Raw genomic sequence first — 16,229 nt, forward strand, 5'->3', positions numbered from 1 at the left:
GAGGAAATTGAACTTTCCGTGACAGCGCGTTAAGACTCCTTTCGCGGGTGCAGCAATGCCCGTTTAGATGCAGTGAGGAGACCGCATTTGCCCATTTCCAAGATCCTTGTCGCCAACCGTTCCGAAATTGCCATTCGCGTCTTTCGCGCGGCCAACGAGCTCGGGATAAAAACGGTCGCGATATGGGCTGAGGAGGACAAACTTGCGCTGCATCGCTTCAAGGCGGACGAGAGCTATCAGGTCGGTCGCGGTCCGCATCTTGCACGCGACCTCGGCCCGATCGAGAGCTACCTGTCGATCGACGAAGTGATCCGCGTCGCCAAGCTTTCCGGTGCCGATGCGATCCATCCCGGCTATGGCCTGCTGTCCGAGAGCCCTGAATTCGTCGACGCCTGCAACAAGGCCGGCATCATCTTCATCGGCCCGAAGGCCGATACGATGCGCCAGCTCGGCAACAAGGTGGCGGCCCGCAACCTCGCCATTTCGGTCGGCGTTCCCGTCGTTCCGGCCACCGATCCGCTTCCCGATGACATGGCTGAAGTCGCCCGCATGGCCGACGAAATCGGCTATCCGGTCATGCTCAAGGCTTCCTGGGGCGGCGGCGGTCGCGGCATGCGCGCCATCCGCGATCCGAAGGATCTTGCCCGCGAGGTGACGGAAGCCAAGCGCGAGGCGATGGCCGCCTTCGGCAAGGACGAGGTCTATCTCGAAAAGCTCGTCGAGCGCGCTCGCCACGTCGAAAGCCAGATTCTGGGCGATACGCACGGTAATGTCGTGCATCTGTTCGAGCGCGATTGCTCGATCCAGCGCCGCAACCAGAAGGTCGTCGAACGCGCGCCGGCCCCTTATCTTTCCGAAGCGCAGCGCCAGGAACTGGCCGCTTACTCGCTGAAGATCGCGGGTGCCACGGGCTATGTCGGCGCCGGCACCGTTGAATATCTGATGGATGCCGACACCGGCAAATTCTACTTCATCGAAGTCAATCCGCGCATCCAGGTCGAGCACACGGTCACCGAAGTCGTCACCGGCATCGATATCGTCAAGGCGCAGATCCACATCCTCGACGGCTTCGCGATCGGCACGCCGGAATCGGGCGTGCCCGCACAGGCCGATATCAAGCTCAACGGCCATGCCCTGCAGTGCCGCATCACGACCGAAGACCCGGAGCACAACTTCATTCCGGATTACGGCCGCATCACCGCCTATCGCTCGGCGTCGGGCTTCGGTATTCGTCTCGACGGCGGCACGTCCTATTCGGGCGCCATCATCACCCGCTATTACGATCCGCTGCTGGTCAAGGTCACGGCCTGGGCGCCGGGCCCGTCGGAAGCGATCTCGCGCATGGACCGCGCATTGCGCGAATTCCGTATCCGCGGCGTCGCCACCAACCTGACCTTCCTGGAAGCGATCATCACGCATCCGAAGTTCAAGGACAACAGCTACACAACCCGCTTCATCGACACGACGCCCGAGCTGTTTCAGCAGGTCAAGCGCCAGGACCGCGCGACGAAGCTGCTAACCTATCTGGCCGACGTCACCGTCAACGGCCACCCGGAGGCCAAGGATCGGCCGAAGCCGACGGCGGATGCCGCCGAGCCGGTCGTGCCCTACACCAACGGCACGACGATCAAGGACGGCACCAAGCAGCTGCTCGACACGCTGGGGCCAAAGAAGTTCGGCGAATGGATGCGCAACGAAAAGCGCGTTCTGATGACCGACACGACGATGCGCGACGGTCACCAGTCGCTGCTCGCGACCCGCATGCGCACCTACGACATCGCCCGCATCGCCGGCACATACGCGCATGCGCTGCCGAACCTGCTCTCGCTGGAATGCTGGGGCGGCGCGACTTTCGACGTCTCGATGCGCTTCCTGACGGAAGATCCGTGGGAGCGGCTGGGCCATGTGCGCGAGGCGGCGCCGAACCTGCTTCTGCAGATGCTGCTGCGCGGCGCCAACGGCGTCGGCTACAAGAACTACCCTGACAACGTCGTCAAATACTTCGTTCGCCAGGCAGCGGCCGGCGGCATCGATCTCTTCCGCGTCTTCGACTGCCTGAACTGGGTCGAGAACATGCGCGTGTCGATGGATGCGGTGGCCGAGGAGAACAAGCTCTGCGAAGCGACGATCTGCTATACCGGCGACATCCTGAACTCGGCGCGTCCGAAGTATGATCTGAAGTATTACACCGATCTCGCCGTTCAGCTCGAAAAGGCCGGCGCGCACATCATCGCGCTGAAGGACATGGCCGGCCTGTTGAAGCCGGCCGCCGCCAAGGTGCTGTTCAAGGCCCTGCGCGAGGCGACCAGCCTGCCGATCCACTTCCATACGCACGACACGTCGGGCATCGCGGCCGCGACCGTTCTCGCGGCCGTCGACGCCGGCGTCGATGCCGTCGATGCCGCCATGGACGCTTTGTCCGGCAATACCTCGCAGCCCTGCCTCGGCTCGATCGTGGAGGCGCTGCGCGGCTCCGAGCGCGATCCGGGCCTCGACCCGGAATGGATTCGCCGCATCTCCTTCTACTGGGAAGCGGTGCGCCATCAGTACGCGGCCTTCGAAAGCGATCTCAAGGGACCGGCCTCTGAAGTCTATCTGCACGAAATGCCTGGCGGCCAGTTCACCAACCTCAAGGAGCAGGCCCGTTCGCTCGGTCTCGAGACCCGCTGGCACCAGGTGGCGCAGGCCTATGCCGACGCCAACCAGATGTTCGGCGACATCGTCAAGGTGACGCCGTCCTCCAAGGTGGTAGGCGACATGGCGCTGATGATGGTGAGCCAGGACCTGACGGTCGCCGATGTCGTCAATCCGGCCAAGGACGTGTCCTTCCCCGAATCCGTCGTTTCGATGCTGAAGGGCGATCTCGGACAGCCGCCGTCGGGTTGGCCGGAGGCGCTGCAGAAGAAGGCGCTGAAGGGCGAAGCCCCCTATACAGTGCGTCCCGGTTCGCTGCTCGAGGATGCCGATCTCGATGCCGAGCGAAAGTCCATCGAGACCAAGCTGGAGCGCGAGGTCAGCGACTTCGAATTCGCCTCCTATCTGATGTATCCGAAGGTCTTCACCGACTTCGCGCTGGCGTCCGACACCTACGGTCCCGTTTCGGTTCTGCCGACGCCCGCCTATTTCTACGGTCTTGGCGATGGTGAGGAGCTGTTCGCCGATATCGAGAAGGGCAAGACGCTCGTCATCGTCAACCAGGCGATGAGCGGCACCGACAGCCAGGGCATGGTCACGGTGTTCTTCGAGCTCAACGGCCAGCCGCGCCGCATCAAGGTTCCGGACCGCGCCCATGGCGCCACCGGCGCCGCCGCCCGCCGCAAGGCGGAGCCGGGCAATGCCGCCCATGTCGGTGCGCCGATGCCGGGTGTCATCTCCCGCGCCTTCGTCTCGGCCGGCCAGACGGTCAGCGCCGGCGACGTGCTGGTGTCGATCGAAGCCATGAAGATGGAAACGGCGATCCACGCCGAGAAGGACGGCACGATCGCCGAGGTTCTCGTCAAGGCCGGCGACCAGATCGACGCCAAGGATTTGCTGGTCACCTACGCGGGCTGATATCCAGCTAAAAATTGAAAAGGCGGCCTCGGAGCCGCCTTTTTCATGTCTGCTTCGTCGGGATGTCTGCCCTCAGATGTCGTAGGTGTGCGCGGCGTTGATCGTCGAGATGAAGCGCTTGGTGCGTTCGCGTTCGGGCGCGGTGAAGACATTGCGCGCGCTGCCCGTCTCGACCACGCTTCCCGCTTCCAGGAAGACAACGTCGTTGGCGATCTTCGAAGCGAGCCTGAGGTCGTGGGTCGCCATGACCATGGTCGTGCCTTCGCTGGCCAGACGCCCGAGGACGTCGACGACTTCGGCGGAGAGTTCCGGGTCGAGCGCCGATGTCGGCTCGTCGCAGAGAAGGACGCGGGGCGAGGGGGCGAGCGCCCGGGCAATCGCCACGCGCTGCTGCTGGCCGCCCGACAACGTCGAGGGCCAGGCATCGGCCTTGTGGGCCATGCCGACCTTGGTCAGCAGTTCCATGGCGCGGGCGCGGGCCTTTTCCTTCGGCCATCTGAGTACGGTCACCAGGCTTTCCATGACGTTTTCGATCGCCGTCTGGTGCGGGAAAAGCTGGAAGTTTTGGAACACCATGCCGGTCTGCCGGCGGATCTTCTGGATCGCCTGCCAGCTGGTCTTCTGGCCGGGCTTGAAGGTCAGCCTTTCCTCGCCGAGGCGGATCGTGCCCGCCGTCGGGATTTCCAGAAGGTTGATGCAGCGCAGCAGCGTACTCTTGCCGCCGCCCGATGGGCCGACGAGCGCGGTGACGCTGCCTTCGGGAATGCGGATGCTGATATCCTTCAGGATGACGGCGTCGCCGAAGCGCTTTTCGATGTTATCAAGCTCGATCATGCGTTTGCCTCCAGCATGCCGCCATAGCGGGCAAAGCGGCGTTCGAGCCTGACCTGCAGGACCGAGAGCACCGAGCTCAGGGCGAGATAGATCAGGGCTGCCTCGATATAGAGGATCAGCGGTTCATAGGTGGTGGCGACGATGCGCTGGGCGGCCTGGAAGAGTTCCGGCACGGTGATGGCGGCTGCCAGCGACGTATCCTTGACCAGCGAGATGAAGGTGTTGGACAGCGGCGGCACGGCGACGCGGGCGGCCTGCGGCAGGATGGTGCGGCTCATCGCCTGGCGCCAGCTCATGCCGATCGAATAGGCGGCCTCCCACTGGCCCTTGGGCACGGAGGAAATGACGGCGCGGATGATCTCGGAGCTGTAGGCGCCGATGTTGAGCGTGAAGCCGATGAGGGCTGCCGGGAAGGCGTCGAGCAGGATGCCGATGCTCGGCAGGCCGTAGAAGATGACGAAGAGCTGGACGAGCAGCGGCGTGCCGCGGATGATCCAGACGTAGAAGCGGGCGATCGCCCGCAACGGCGCCGGGCCGAAAAGCCGGGTAACGGCCGTCAGCAGGCCAAGGGCAAGCCCGAAGACAAAGGAAAGAAGCGTCAGCGGGACGGTGAACTTGATGCCGCCCCACAGGAGCGTCGGCAGCGAGTCCAACATCAATTGGAGCCAATACGGCACGGGTATTCCCTTTCACGGGTTATGCGTTGACGTGGAATACCCCTCCCCAACCCCTTCCCACAAGGGGGAAGGTCGAAGAGGTTGTGCCGTTTGCGTAAAATGCGGTCAGCTGCGGCACTTATGCCGGATTTCGTCGGAGGCCGCCCAATAAAAAGCCCCTCCCCGTTGCGGGAAGGGGCTGGAGGGGCCGCCTGAGGGCCTGAACTTACTTCGAGACGTCCTGGCCGAAATACTTGTCGGCGATCTTCTGGTAAGTGCCGTCGGCCTTGATATCGACCAGTGCCTTGTTGATGGCTTCCAGAAGTTCCGGCTCGCCCTTGCGGATGATGATGCCGGAATAGTCGGCGTCTGCCTGCTGTGCCGCGATCTTGACGGGGGCGTCGGGCTTCTTCTTCTTGAAGTCGAGGAAGGACAGGCTGTCGTTGATGGTCGCGTCGGCGCGCTTGGTCAGAACCAGCTGGATCGACTGGTCGAAGCCGTCGGTGCCGACGAGTTCGGCGCCGGACTGCTCGGCGAGCTTGCCGAAGTTGCTGGTCAGCGTCTGGGCCGACTTCTTGCCTTTGAGGTCGGCGAAGCTCTTGATGCTGTCGTCGCCGTCGCGGACGATGAGGACGGCCTTGGAGACGATGTAGGGCTCGGAGAAGTCATACTTCTGCTTGCGCGCATCGGTGATGCCGACCTGGTTGATGACGGTGTCGTAACGCTTGGCGTCGATGCCGGCGATCAGGCCGTCCCACTTGCCCTGGACGAATTCTGGCTTGACGCCGAGCTTGGCGGCGACCGCTTCGCCGATCTCGACGTCAAAGCCGACCAGCTTGCCGCTGTCGTCAAAATAGGTGAACGGGGCGTAGGTGCCTTCGGTGCCGATCTTCAGCACGCCTGCCTGCTTGATGGCGGCAAGGTTTTCGCCGGCCAGCGCCGGCATCAGGGCGGCGGCCTGGATCAGGGCGGCGGTGGCGAGGGTCTTCAGGAGGTTCATATGTCTATCCAATTCACCAGATGTGTTCGATGGCGCGAAAATCGCAGAAAACTCGATGCCGCGATGCGTCAAAAACTGCAAAGAAAATCGGCAGCTGCGAATATTTTTCTCATTTATCACGGATTTGGTGTCGAGTGTTTCACAATGTGAAGCGACGCATGTTTGCATCCTGCTTGCGTGCACGTTTGTATCGGTTTATGCATGATTCAATCGATTTGAGATTGAGCGGGCTGAAACAGGCATGAGCACGAGCGAACTTCTGCTGCAGGAGCGTAAAAGCGTGATATCACGCAAGCTGCAGACGCATGGGCGGGTGCTCGCCGCCGAGCTTGCGGCGGAATTCGGCGTGTCCGAGGATACGGTGCGCCGGGATCTGCGCGAAATGGCGGCTGCGGGTCTTTGTGAGCGGGTCTATGGCGGCGCGCTGCCGGTCTCGCCGGCGGGCGGCAGCCTCACGCACCGCGCCGGTATCGCGCGAGACCGCAAGGAGGCGCTGGCGGCTGCTGCCGTTTCGCAGATCGCGTCCGATACGACCGTGTTCTTCGATGCCGGCAGCACCAACCTGGCGATCGCCATGGCGCTACCGATGGATCTGCCGTTGACGGCGGTGACAAACGCGCCGTCGATCGCCACGGCGCTGATCGACAAGCCGCTCGTCAACGTCATCCTGATCGGCGGATTGATCGACCGGCAGGTGGGCGGCGCGCTAGGGGCGAAGGCGATGCGCGACATGGAGCCGCTATCGCCGGATCTGTGCATTCTCGGCGCATGCGGCCTCGATATCGCGGCCGGCGTCACCGTCTTCGGTTTCGAGGATGCGGAGTTCAAGCGCTTCGTCGCCAGCAAAAGCCGGCAGGTGCTGGTCGCGGTCACCTCGGACAAGTTCGGCACGGCCGCGCCGCATGGCGTGCTTGCCGCCGCCGACTGCGGTTGCCTCGTGGTCGAGCGCGATGCCGATGCCGCGATGCTCGCCCGCTATCGCGACCTTGGGTGCAAGACGCTGGTTGCCGGCGAAGCCGTATAGATATCGTTCAATGACATGCCGGACGAGGAGTGCCGGCACCAGTGCATATGGGAAGAGACATGGATAATCACGTCAACGCAACGCTTCCGGCAAGAAGCGGCTACATCACCAGGAACAGGACGGCGGTGTCGCTGCTGTTTTTGATCAACGGCTTCACCGTCGGCTCCTGGGCGCCGAAGATTCCCGAATTCGCCGAGCGGCTGGAGCTCAGCAAGTTTCAGCTCGGGCTGATGATCCTGGTGCTTGGGATCGGTTCGCTGACGCTGATGCCGATCGCCGGCGCGCAGATCGCCCGGCATGGATCGCGGGTCGTGTCGCTCGCCATGGCGGTCTGCCTGCTGCCCGGCCTGCTGGCGCTGACGCTGGCGCCCAATGTCGTGACGGCAGCAATCGCGATCTTCCTGTTCGGCGGGTTCATGGGCGCCATGGACGTCGCCATGAACGCCAATGCCGTGGCCGTCGAGCAATCGATGCGGCGGGCGATCATGTCGTCCTGCCACGCCTTCTGGAGCCTCGGTGGCTTGATCGGCGCTGGCCTGGGCGGGCTGCTGATCGCCAATTTCGGCGTGTTCTCGCATGCCGTGGTCGCCACGGCTCTTGCCGCCATTACGCTTGCGGTTGCCTGGAACATGATCCTTGCCGACCAGCCGCATCCCGACACGAAGAAAGAGAAGACGCGGTTGCCGATGGTGCCGCTGCCCTGGCTGCTCGGTCTCGTCGCTTTGTTTTCCATGATGCCTGAAGGTGCGGTTCTCGATTGGGGCGCTCTCTACCTGCGCGAGGAACTCGGTGCTTCGGTTGCGCTCTCGGGCTTCGGCTTCGCGGCCTTCTCGCTGACGATGGCGGCGATGCGCTTTGCCGGCGACCTCGTTCGTGATCGCCTTGGCGGCGTCAGGACGCTCAGGATCTGCACCCTGTTCGCCATCGCCGGCATGCTTCTCGCAGGTTTCGCGCCGAATGCGGAAATCGCCATCCTCGGTTTTGCCTTCTGCGGCATCGGCATCTCCAACATGGTGCCGATCGCCTTCTCGGCGGCGGGCAACATTCCGCATCTGAAGGCGGGGATCGGCCTCTCCGTCGTCACCACCATGGGCTATTCCGGCATGCTGGTGGCACCGTCGGCCATCGGCTTCGTGGCGGAGCATGTCGGCTTCTCCGTCGTGTTCATCGCGCTGCCGGCGCTTCTCCTCGTCGTGCTGGCGCTTTCCAATCTGGCGCGCTACGCCGACGGCATTTCCGGTGGTGGCCATTGAGGCCGCCGCCGCACAAAGTGATCGATCCCGCGGGTTGACAAGCGGGCGGTCATGATCCACCTGAAAGGCACGAAATTTAAGGGTTCAAGAGCTCTATCCATGTCTTCAGCTACGGATTTTGATCCGAAACCGCGCCGCGCATCCGTCGCCGTCGATGTCGGCGGCGTCATCGTCGGCGGCGGCGCGCCCGTCGTCGTCCAGTCCATGACCAACACCGATACGGCCGATATCGACGCCACGGTCGCCCAGGTGGCCGCGCTCTACAAGGCCGGCTCGGAGCTCGTCCGTATCACCGTCGACCGCGATGAAAGTTCCGCCGCCGTGCCGCGCATCCGCGACCGGCTTCTGCGTCTCGGCATGGACGTGCCTTTGGTCGGCGACTTCCACTATATCGGCCACAAGCTGCTTGCCGATCATCCCGATTGCGCCGAGGCGCTGGCGAAGTACCGGATCAATCCCGGGAATGTCGGCTTCAAGGACAAGAAGGACAAGCAGTTCGGCGACATCATCGAGATGGCGATCCGCTACGACAAGCCCGTGCGCATCGGCGTCAACTGGGGTTCGCTCGACCAGGAACTGCTGACCGCGCTGATGGACCAGAACGCCGAGGCAGGCTCGCCGCTTTCGGCGCGCCAGGTGACCCGGGAGGCGATCGTGCAGTCGGCGCTGATCTCGGCCAATCTCGCCGAAGAGATCGGCCTGCCGCGCAACCGCATCATTCTCTCGGCCAAGGTCAGCCAGGTGCAGGACCTGATCGCCGTCTATTCCATGCTGTCGGAGCGCTCCGACCATGCGCTGCATCTCGGTCTTACCGAAGCCGGCATGGGCACCAAGGGTATCGTCGCCTCGTCGGCGGCCATGGGCTATGTGCTGCAGCACGGGATCGGCGACACGATCCGCGTTTCGCTGACGCCGGAGCCGAATGGCGACCGGACGCGCGAAGTGCAGGTAGCGCAGGAAATCCTGCAGGTCATGGGCTTCCGCCAGTTCGTCCCCGTCGTCGCGGCTTGTCCCGGCTGTGGGCGCACCACGTCCACGGTCTTCCAGGAACTGGCGCAGAACATCCAGAACGATCTGCGCAAGAACATGCCCGTGTGGCGCGACAAGTATCCGGGTGTCGAGGCGCTCAACGTCGCGGTCATGGGTTGCATCGTCAACGGCCCGGGTGAAAGCAAGCATGCCGATATCGGCATTTCGCTGCCGGGCACGGGCGAGAGCCCTTCCGCGCCCGTCTATATCGACGGACAGAAGGCGATGACGCTGCGCGGCCCGAATATCGCATCCGATTTCGAGGCGCTGGTCGCCGATTACATCGAAAAGCGCTTCGGCCAGAACAGGACGGCTGCGGAGTAATCCGCGCCGTCGTTTTCCTTACCCAAAATCAGATCCGGCTGGTGAGCAGCTTCAACCCCGCGAAGCAGTAGAAGGCCGCCATGGCGCCTTCGATCCAGCGGCGCAGGCTGACGTAGATCTTCAGCGCCCGTGGCGTCGAGAAGAGCGCGGCATAGCCCATGAAGACGATGAAGCCAGTCGTCAGGCAGATGCCGACGATCAGGCCTGCAACCGATGCCGGCGCGCCCTGCGGCATGCCGAGCGCGATGATCGCCAGCCATGCGAAGATCGCCTTCGGATTGGTGACGTGGATGCCGTAGCCGCGCAACAGCAATGCACGCGTCGACATGTTCCTAGGCGTTGTTGCCTGCTGGATATCGGGGTTGGCGCGCACGGCCTTGAAGGCCTTGTAGGCGAGATAGAGCAGATAGAGGCCGCCGAAGATCTTCAGGATCTCGAGCGCGACCGCGTAGGTGTTGAGGATGGTGGCGAACCCGAGTGCTGCCGCGCAGGCCCAGGTCAAGGAGCCGGCGAAAATGCCGAGCGAGATCGTCATGCCGGCCTTGCGGCCATGGACCATGGATGTCGAGACGATCGCCATGATGGCCGGGCCGGGGCTGATGACGGCGACGATATAGGCGATGTAGGCGGGCAGGATCTGCGGAAGGTAGCTGAGGGTCTCGTGCATGGCGCTGTTCCCGGTCGGCCGCGCGGTGGCGCGGCGCGTCCAGCCGTTCTAGGCGCGCTGCTCTGCGTTCGGCAAGAGAGCGGGGCTTGGGAGCGTGCCGGAATCTTGTCGCGGTGACGCTTTTTCGGCGATTGCGGCGCTTGTCCGCCTCAGCTCTTGCGTTCGGCGATGAAGCGGGCTGCTTCGACGAGAACTGCGGCGCGCTCGCCATAGGGCTGAAGCAGCGCTTCGGCCTCGTTCACATGGGCCGACAGCGTCGCTTCCGCCCAGGCCATACCGTGCAGGCCAACCAGCGTGCCCTTGCCTCGGCCGGCGTCCTTGCCGGTCGCCTTGCCCATGGTGGCGCTGTCGGCGGTCAGGTCGAGGATGTCGTCGGCGAGCTGGAAGGCGAGGCCGATCCGTTCGCCGAAGCGGCGCAACGCCGCACGGTCCTCGGCCGGGCTGCCGGCAACGATGGCGCCCGCCTCGCAGGCGAAACGGATGAGCGCACCCGTCTTCATCGCCTGCAGCATGATGATGCCCTGTTCGTTCGGCGCGCGCTTTTCGGCGGCCAGATCGAGCGCCTGCCCGCCGGCCATGCCGCCGAGGCCGGATGCGCGCGACAGCGCCAGGATCAGCGCGACCTTGCTCGTCTCGTCGATACCCGATGTCGAGGCAATGATGTCGAAGGCGTAGGTGAGCAGGCTGTCGCCGGCCAGAATCGCGGTCGCCTCGTCATAGGCGATGTGGACGGTCGGCTTGCCGCGGCGCAGATCGTCGTCGTCCATCGCCGGCAGGTCGTCGTGGACGAGCGAATAACAGTGAACGCATTCCAGCGCCGCGCCGATCCGCAATGCGGCGTCGCGATCGCCACCCAGCATCGTCGCCGTCTCGACGACCAGAAACGGGCGCAGCCGCTTGCCGCCGTTCAGCACCGCGTAGTGCATGGCCGAGCGCAGGTTTTCCGGGCGCGCGATCTCGTCGTCCAATACCTGTTGCGAGAGCAGCGCGTCGAGCACGCCTTCGATCTCACGGGCGTTGGCGGCGAGCCGGCTTTCGAATGTCTTCAGGTGCGCGTTCATGCGGCGTTGTTTGGCACGGGCGGGCTTGGGCTTGCAACGGAATTGTCGACAGAGCAACCAAGATTTCCTTTGTGTCTGGCCATGCCAGTTTGCAGGCGGTAAGGAGGATAGGGGAACGAGACTGGGTCAGGGGCATTGGACATCACGCCGGAGACAGACGACAGCATGGCCATGCCGATCCATCGGCGCGCCCTGTTTTGGCTGAAGGGTCGTTCGCTTATGATGCGTATCGTTCTGGCGATCGTGGCACTCCTCGTCCTGCCCTATGCGCTGATCTTCCTCTACCTGCTGCCCTTCATCCATCCGGTCTCGACGCTGATGCTGCGCGACCTGGCGCTGCTGCGTGGCTATGACCGGCAATGGGTGTCGATCGACGATATCTCGCCTGTCCTGGTGCAGTCGGTGATGATGTCGGAAGACGGGCAATACTGCTTCCATGGCGGCGTCGACTGGGGCGAGATGCGGATGCTGGTCACCGATACGCTGCGCGGCGAAGCGACGCGTGGCGGCAGCACCATTCCGATGCAGACTGCGAAGAACCTGTTTTTGTGGAACAGCCGTTCCTTCGTGCGCAAGGCATTGGAACTGCCGCTGGCGGTAACCGCCGATTTCGTCTGGTCGAAACGGCGCTTGATGGAGATCTATCTCAATGTCGCCGAATGGGGGCCGGGTATCTACGGCATCGAGGCGGCGGCGCGCTATCACTTCAAGGTGCCGGCCTCGAAGCTCACCAGCCGGCAGGCGGCGCTGCTTGCCGTGTCGCTGCCCAATCCGATCGACCGCAACGCCGGCAAACCCGGCAGGGGACTGCGCAGCCTCGCCGCCGTCATCGAGCGCCGGGCGCGGGGTTCGGGCGATTACATCAGGTGCATTTATAACTGACATCAGAAGATGTCGCTGGTGACCGCCGACATCATCTGGCATGCGTGATCCTACGTATGAAGGATGCCGTGCACGGACCCCCGCGCCGGCTCAAAGGGAGATATCCTTGGACCGGCTGAAGCTCTATATCGGCAACAAGAACTATTCCTCATGGTCGTTTCGCCCCTGGATCGCGCTCACGGCGGCCGGAATTCCGTTCGAGGAGGTCGTTGTTCCCTTCGACATGGCTGCCGGCAATCCGCATTTCCGGGCGTTTTCACCGACCGGGCAGGTGCCGGTGCTGCAGCATGGCGCCACCCGTGTCTGGCAGTCGCTTGCAATTATCGAATACGCCGCCGAACTTTATCCCGAAGCGGGGCTGTGGCCGAAGGCGCGGGACGAGCGGGCCGTGGCGCGCGCCGTGTCGATGGAGATGCTCTCGGGCTTCAGGGCTCTGCGCAACGCCTGTCCGATGAACATGCGCCGCCCGAAGGGCCGCATCGCGCTCGCCGACGGCGTCATGGCCGATGTTGCGCGTATCGAGACGATCTGGCGGGATCTGCGCGCCCATTCCGGCGGTCCCTTCCTGTTCGGTGAATTCTCGGGCGCCGACGCGATGTTCGCGCCCGTCGTCAATCGCTTCGAGATCTACGATCTGGTGGCGTCGGCCGACACGTTGACCTATATGGCGGCGATGACGGCCCATCCGGCCTGGAAGGCGTGGGAGGACGCGGCGCGCGCGGAGCCCTGGATCGTCGAGGAAGACGAGGTCTGATGAGAGATTCAAGTGAATCTCAAAAAATAAAGCTGGGGACTGGTCAAGCCCCTCCAAGGCATGTATAAGCGCGCAAAATTTCCGAAATCGCGATACGTCGTTTCGGCCGCCAGTCTGGCCGTTGGATGTGTTCGCCTGTGAAGTGGAGTAAGAAAAATGGCTGTACCGAAGAGAAAAACAAGCCCGTCCAAGCGCGGTATGCGCCGCTCTGCTGACGCGCTGAAGGCACCGACCTACGTTGAAGACAAGAACTCCGGCGAACTGCGTCGCCCGCACCATATCGATCTGAAGACCGGTATGTACCGCGGCCGTCAGGTTCTGACGCCGAAGGAAAGCGCATAATTTCATTATGCGTCAGACTGCTGACAAACCCCTGGCTCTGGCTGGGGGTTTGTGATTCACTGGGACATGCTGAAGAAACCTGCTCCCGAACAGACGGCTCTCGAGATGGTGACGCTCGACAGTCTGGTGCCCAAGGATCACCTGCTTCGCAAGATCGATGCGGTGATCGACTTCACCTTTATCCATGATCGCGTTGCCGGGCTTTATTGCGCCGACAACGGCCGGCCGCCGCTCGATCCGACCTTGATGTTCAAGGCGCTGTTCATCGGCTACCTGTTCGGTATCCGCTCGGAGCGTCAGCTGGTGCGCGAGATCGAGGTCAATGTCGCCTATCGCTGGTTTCTGCGGATGAAGCTGACGGACGGGGTGTTCGATGCCTCGACGCTCAGCCAGAACCGGCGGCGGCGCTTCAACGATACGTCGGTCGCCCAGGACATCTTCGACCACATCGTCGAACAGGCGATCGGCCATGGCCTGGTCGACGGCACCGTTCTTTATACCGACAGCACGCATCTGAAGGCCAATGCCAACAAGGGCAAGTACGATCTCGAGATGGTCGCCAAGTCGCGTTCCGACTACTGGGCCGATCTCGACAGGGCGATCGAGGCCGAGCGGGCGCTGCATGGCCAGAAGCCCTTGAAGGAGAAGGAGCGCGAGCCCGAGATCAAGCAGACCAAGGTCAGCCGCACCGATCCCGACAGCGGCTACATGGTGCGCGACGGCAAGCCCAAGGGCTTCTTCTATCTCGATCATCGCACCGTCGATGGCCGTCATGCGATCATCACCGACACCCATGCGACGCCGGCCAACGTGCATGACAGCATCGTCTACCTCGACCGGCTGGACCGCCAGCGCGAGCGCTTCTCTTTCGACGTCAAGGCGGTGGGCCTGGATGCCGGCTATGCGACTTCGGGCATCGCCAACGGCCTGGAGGATCGCGCCATCCTCGGCGTCACCGGCTACCGCAATCCGACCCCGCCGAAAGCCGGCATGATGCGCAAGTCGAAGTTCGTCCATGACGCCGAGGTGGATGGCTATCGTTGCCCCGAAGGCCAGTTGCTTACCTACGCCACCACCGACCGCAACGGCTATCGCCACTATACATCCGATCCGGCGATCTGCCGCGATTGCCCGCTACTGGCGTCGTGCACATCGAACGGCAAGGCGGTACGCACCATCACCCGCCATGTCTGGGCCGATGCGCGCGAGCGCACCGATGCCAACCGGCTCAAGCCCTGGGGCAAGGCGGTCTATAAACGGCGCAAGGAGACGGTCGAGCGATCCTTCGCCGACGCCAAACAACTGCATGGCCACCGCTACGCGCGGTTCCGAAGTCTCGTCCGGGTCCAATGCCAGTGCCTGATGGCCGCAACCGCCCAGAACATCAAGAAGATCGCAATGGCCCTCACCAAGGCCAGCCAACCGAGCCCCGCATGAGAAAGCGACCATCCGAAAGCCTCGTTCAAAACAGCCGATCCAGCGCGCAACTCAGAACAAAATAAACCCCGCCAAAAAATGACGGGGTTTGTCAGCAGTCTGGCGCATAATTTCATTATGCGTTCTGCTTCAGCAGAATTCGCAAGGCCGGCCATGTGCCGGCCTTTTGCATTTTGGCAATAATATATCGCATGATCACTTGAAGTGACGTGGTGCTTTACGGCACTATTCTTCCGCTGAGGGAGAATACCGCCACATGTTCACTGCAATTCCGCTGATGGTCGTGCCTTTCATTCTCTATAATCTTGCGATGGTCGGGTTCATGGGCGGCGGCGGACTTCCCGCGCTCGACAACGACCTGTTCGTGCTGTCGATGATATCGGGCGCGATCTGGAGCATGTCGCTCGGCGACCTCCTCATCGTCGTGGCGCTCGTCGTCCTGTTCTTCGAGATATTGAGGGCGACACACAATGCGCGCGGCAGCCTGGCCAACCACATGCTGTCCATGCTCGTGTTCATCGCGTTTCTGGTGGAATTCCTGCTTGTTCCGGATGCGGCGACGCAGGTGTTCTTCATTCTTCTGACGATCGCGCTGATCGACGTGGTCGGCGGTTTCGCGGTGTCGATCCGCAGCGCCGGGCGGGATGTTTCGATCGGGCTGTAAGCTTTTGGGCATCTCCCCGAGCTTTCGGCTTGAGGAGATGCTGAGTGATCCGGTCTGCTATCAGAGGCTGTCGAGCTTGCTCTGAAGCGCGCGCAACTGTTCCTTGAGTTCGTCGATGTCCTTGGCTTCGGCCTTGCGGCTTTCCTTGGCGTTCGTCGCTGGCGCCTTGAAGGGCGAGAACATCTGCATCGCCTGCTGGAACATTTCGGTGTTGCGGCGCACCTGGTCCTCGACCATCTGCATGGGCAGCTGCAGGTTCTTCGTCAGCGGCGTCTCACCGAAGGCGCGCGTCACCTGTTCGCGCATCTGCGTCTGCTGCTCGGTGAAGGCGCGCATGGAGTGCTCCAGGAAGCTCGGAACCACCATCTGCATCTGGTCGCCGTAATAGGTGATCAGCTGGCGCAAAAAGGAAATGGGCAGCAGCGTGTTGCCGGTCTTCGATTCCTGCTCGAAGATGATCTGCGTCAACACGGAATGCGTGATGTCGTCGCCGCTCTTGGCGTCCTGAACTGTGAAGTCCTCCCCCTTCTTCACCATCTCCGCCAGGTCTTCCAGCGTCACGTAGGTGCTGGTTCCCGTGTTGTAGAGTCGGCGATTGGCGTATTTCTTGATCGCTACCTGGCCCTCATTCTTCGCCATATGAATCTCCCGAAGCGCGTCTTATTGTCATTGAAATTCCTCCACTTGGGAGTGTAGACGCAAAATCGGGCCGGTGACAATCTCTTTGTGCGATGCGGCAAGCCCCTTTTG

The 16,229-nt window shown here is 62.8% G+C and carries 15 protein-coding genes; 9 read left to right on the forward strand and 6 right to left on the reverse strand.

Going from position 1 to position 16,229, the window contains the following annotated elements:
• Window positions 1–87 precede the first annotated feature (87 nt).
• Window positions 88–3,552 carry a pyruvate carboxylase gene (gene pyc / locus P3R82_RS26300; protein WP_283195905.1) on the forward strand — a complete coding sequence of 1,155 codons (3,465 nt, stop codon included), beginning with the start codon at window positions 88–90 and terminating at the stop codon, window positions 3,550–3,552.
• A 72-nt stretch (window positions 3,553–3,624) separates the two neighbouring features.
• On the opposite strand, the gene P3R82_RS26305 is transcribed toward pyc, so the two are convergent.
• From P3R82_RS26305 to P3R82_RS26315, 3 genes are all read right to left on the reverse strand, one after another.
• On the reverse strand, window positions 3,625–4,386 hold the full coding sequence (locus P3R82_RS26305) for an amino acid ABC transporter ATP-binding protein (protein WP_183899982.1): 762 nt from the start codon (window positions 4,384–4,386) through the stop codon (window positions 3,625–3,627).
• The gene (locus P3R82_RS26310; protein WP_183899981.1) at window positions 4,383–5,063 is read right to left on the reverse strand and encodes an amino acid ABC transporter permease; all 681 of its coding nucleotides are present in this window, start codon (window positions 5,061–5,063) and stop codon (window positions 4,383–4,385) included. Before P3R82_RS26310 ends, P3R82_RS26305 begins: the two co-directional genes overlap by 4 nt.
• 205 nt (window positions 5,064–5,268) lie before the next feature.
• Window positions 5,269–6,042, reverse strand: a complete 774-nt coding sequence (locus P3R82_RS26315) for an amino acid ABC transporter substrate-binding protein (protein WP_183899980.1) — start codon at window positions 6,040–6,042, stop codon at window positions 5,269–5,271.
• A 241-nt stretch (window positions 6,043–6,283) separates the two neighbouring features.
• On the opposite strand from P3R82_RS26315, the gene P3R82_RS26320 reads away from it, so the two are divergent.
• The 3 genes from P3R82_RS26320 (at window position 6,284) to ispG (ending at window position 9,672) form a co-directional block, all read left to right on the forward strand.
• Window positions 6,284–7,066, forward strand: a complete 783-nt coding sequence (locus P3R82_RS26320; RefSeq protein ID WP_283195906.1) for a DeoR/GlpR family DNA-binding transcription regulator — start codon at window positions 6,284–6,286, stop codon at window positions 7,064–7,066.
• 59 nt (window positions 7,067–7,125) lie between these two features.
• The gene (locus tag P3R82_RS26325; protein WP_283195907.1) at window positions 7,126–8,319 is read left to right on the forward strand and encodes an MFS transporter; all 1,194 of its coding nucleotides are present in this window, start codon (window positions 7,126–7,128) and stop codon (window positions 8,317–8,319) included.
• A gap of 99 nt (window positions 8,320–8,418) precedes the next feature.
• Window positions 8,419–9,672, forward strand: coding sequence for a flavodoxin-dependent (E)-4-hydroxy-3-methylbut-2-enyl-diphosphate synthase (gene ispG / locus P3R82_RS26330; protein WP_283195908.1), 1,254 nt, complete (start codon window positions 8,419–8,421; stop codon window positions 9,670–9,672).
• Between the two features lie 28 nt (window positions 9,673–9,700).
• On the opposite strand, the gene P3R82_RS26335 is transcribed toward ispG, so the two are convergent.
• Both P3R82_RS26335 and P3R82_RS26340 read right to left on the reverse strand, forming a co-directional pair.
• Complete coding sequence (locus P3R82_RS26335; RefSeq protein WP_283195909.1) at window positions 9,701–10,339, reverse strand: LysE family translocator; 639 nt, start codon at window positions 10,337–10,339, stop codon at window positions 9,701–9,703.
• Window positions 10,340–10,488: 149 nt separating this feature from the next.
• The gene (locus P3R82_RS26340; RefSeq protein ID WP_283195910.1) at window positions 10,489–11,400 is read right to left on the reverse strand and encodes a polyprenyl synthetase family protein; all 912 of its coding nucleotides are present in this window, start codon (window positions 11,398–11,400) and stop codon (window positions 10,489–10,491) included.
• 135 nt (window positions 11,401–11,535) lie between these two features.
• Between P3R82_RS26340 and mtgA the strand changes: the two genes are divergently transcribed.
• The 5 genes from mtgA to P3R82_RS26365 all read left to right on the forward strand — a co-directional run bounded on the left by mtgA (window position 11,536) and on the right by P3R82_RS26365 (window position 15,479).
• Window positions 11,536–12,282: a monofunctional biosynthetic peptidoglycan transglycosylase gene (mtgA, locus tag P3R82_RS26345; RefSeq protein ID WP_183899974.1), complete on the forward strand. Its 747-nt coding sequence runs from the start codon at window positions 11,536–11,538 to the stop codon at window positions 12,280–12,282.
• A gap of 106 nt (window positions 12,283–12,388) precedes the next feature.
• Window positions 12,389–13,036 carry a glutathione S-transferase family protein gene (locus P3R82_RS26350; RefSeq protein ID WP_283195911.1) on the forward strand — a complete coding sequence of 216 codons (648 nt, stop codon included), beginning with the start codon at window positions 12,389–12,391 and terminating at the stop codon, window positions 13,034–13,036.
• Between the two features lie 156 nt (window positions 13,037–13,192).
• Window positions 13,193–13,378, forward strand: coding sequence for a 50S ribosomal protein L32 (rpmF, locus tag P3R82_RS26355; RefSeq protein WP_003543812.1), 186 nt, complete (start codon window positions 13,193–13,195; stop codon window positions 13,376–13,378).
• A gap of 66 nt (window positions 13,379–13,444) precedes the next feature.
• On the forward strand, window positions 13,445–14,815 hold the full coding sequence (locus P3R82_RS26360) for an IS1182 family transposase (protein WP_283194553.1): 1,371 nt from the start codon (window positions 13,445–13,447) through the stop codon (window positions 14,813–14,815).
• 256 nt (window positions 14,816–15,071) lie between these two features.
• Window positions 15,072–15,479, forward strand: coding sequence for a hypothetical protein (locus P3R82_RS26365; RefSeq protein ID WP_283195912.1), 408 nt, complete (start codon window positions 15,072–15,074; stop codon window positions 15,477–15,479).
• Between the two features lie 60 nt (window positions 15,480–15,539).
• Here P3R82_RS26365 and phaR read toward each other — a convergent pair whose 3' ends face one another.
• Complete coding sequence (phaR, locus tag P3R82_RS26370; RefSeq protein ID WP_183899971.1) at window positions 15,540–16,118, reverse strand: polyhydroxyalkanoate synthesis repressor PhaR; 579 nt, start codon at window positions 16,116–16,118, stop codon at window positions 15,540–15,542.
• Window positions 16,119–16,229 lie beyond the last annotated feature (111 nt).

The organism is Rhizobium sp. AN80A (assembly GCF_030053015.1).
GTDB classification, from domain to species: domain Bacteria; phylum Pseudomonadota; class Alphaproteobacteria; order Rhizobiales; family Rhizobiaceae; genus Rhizobium; species Rhizobium metallidurans.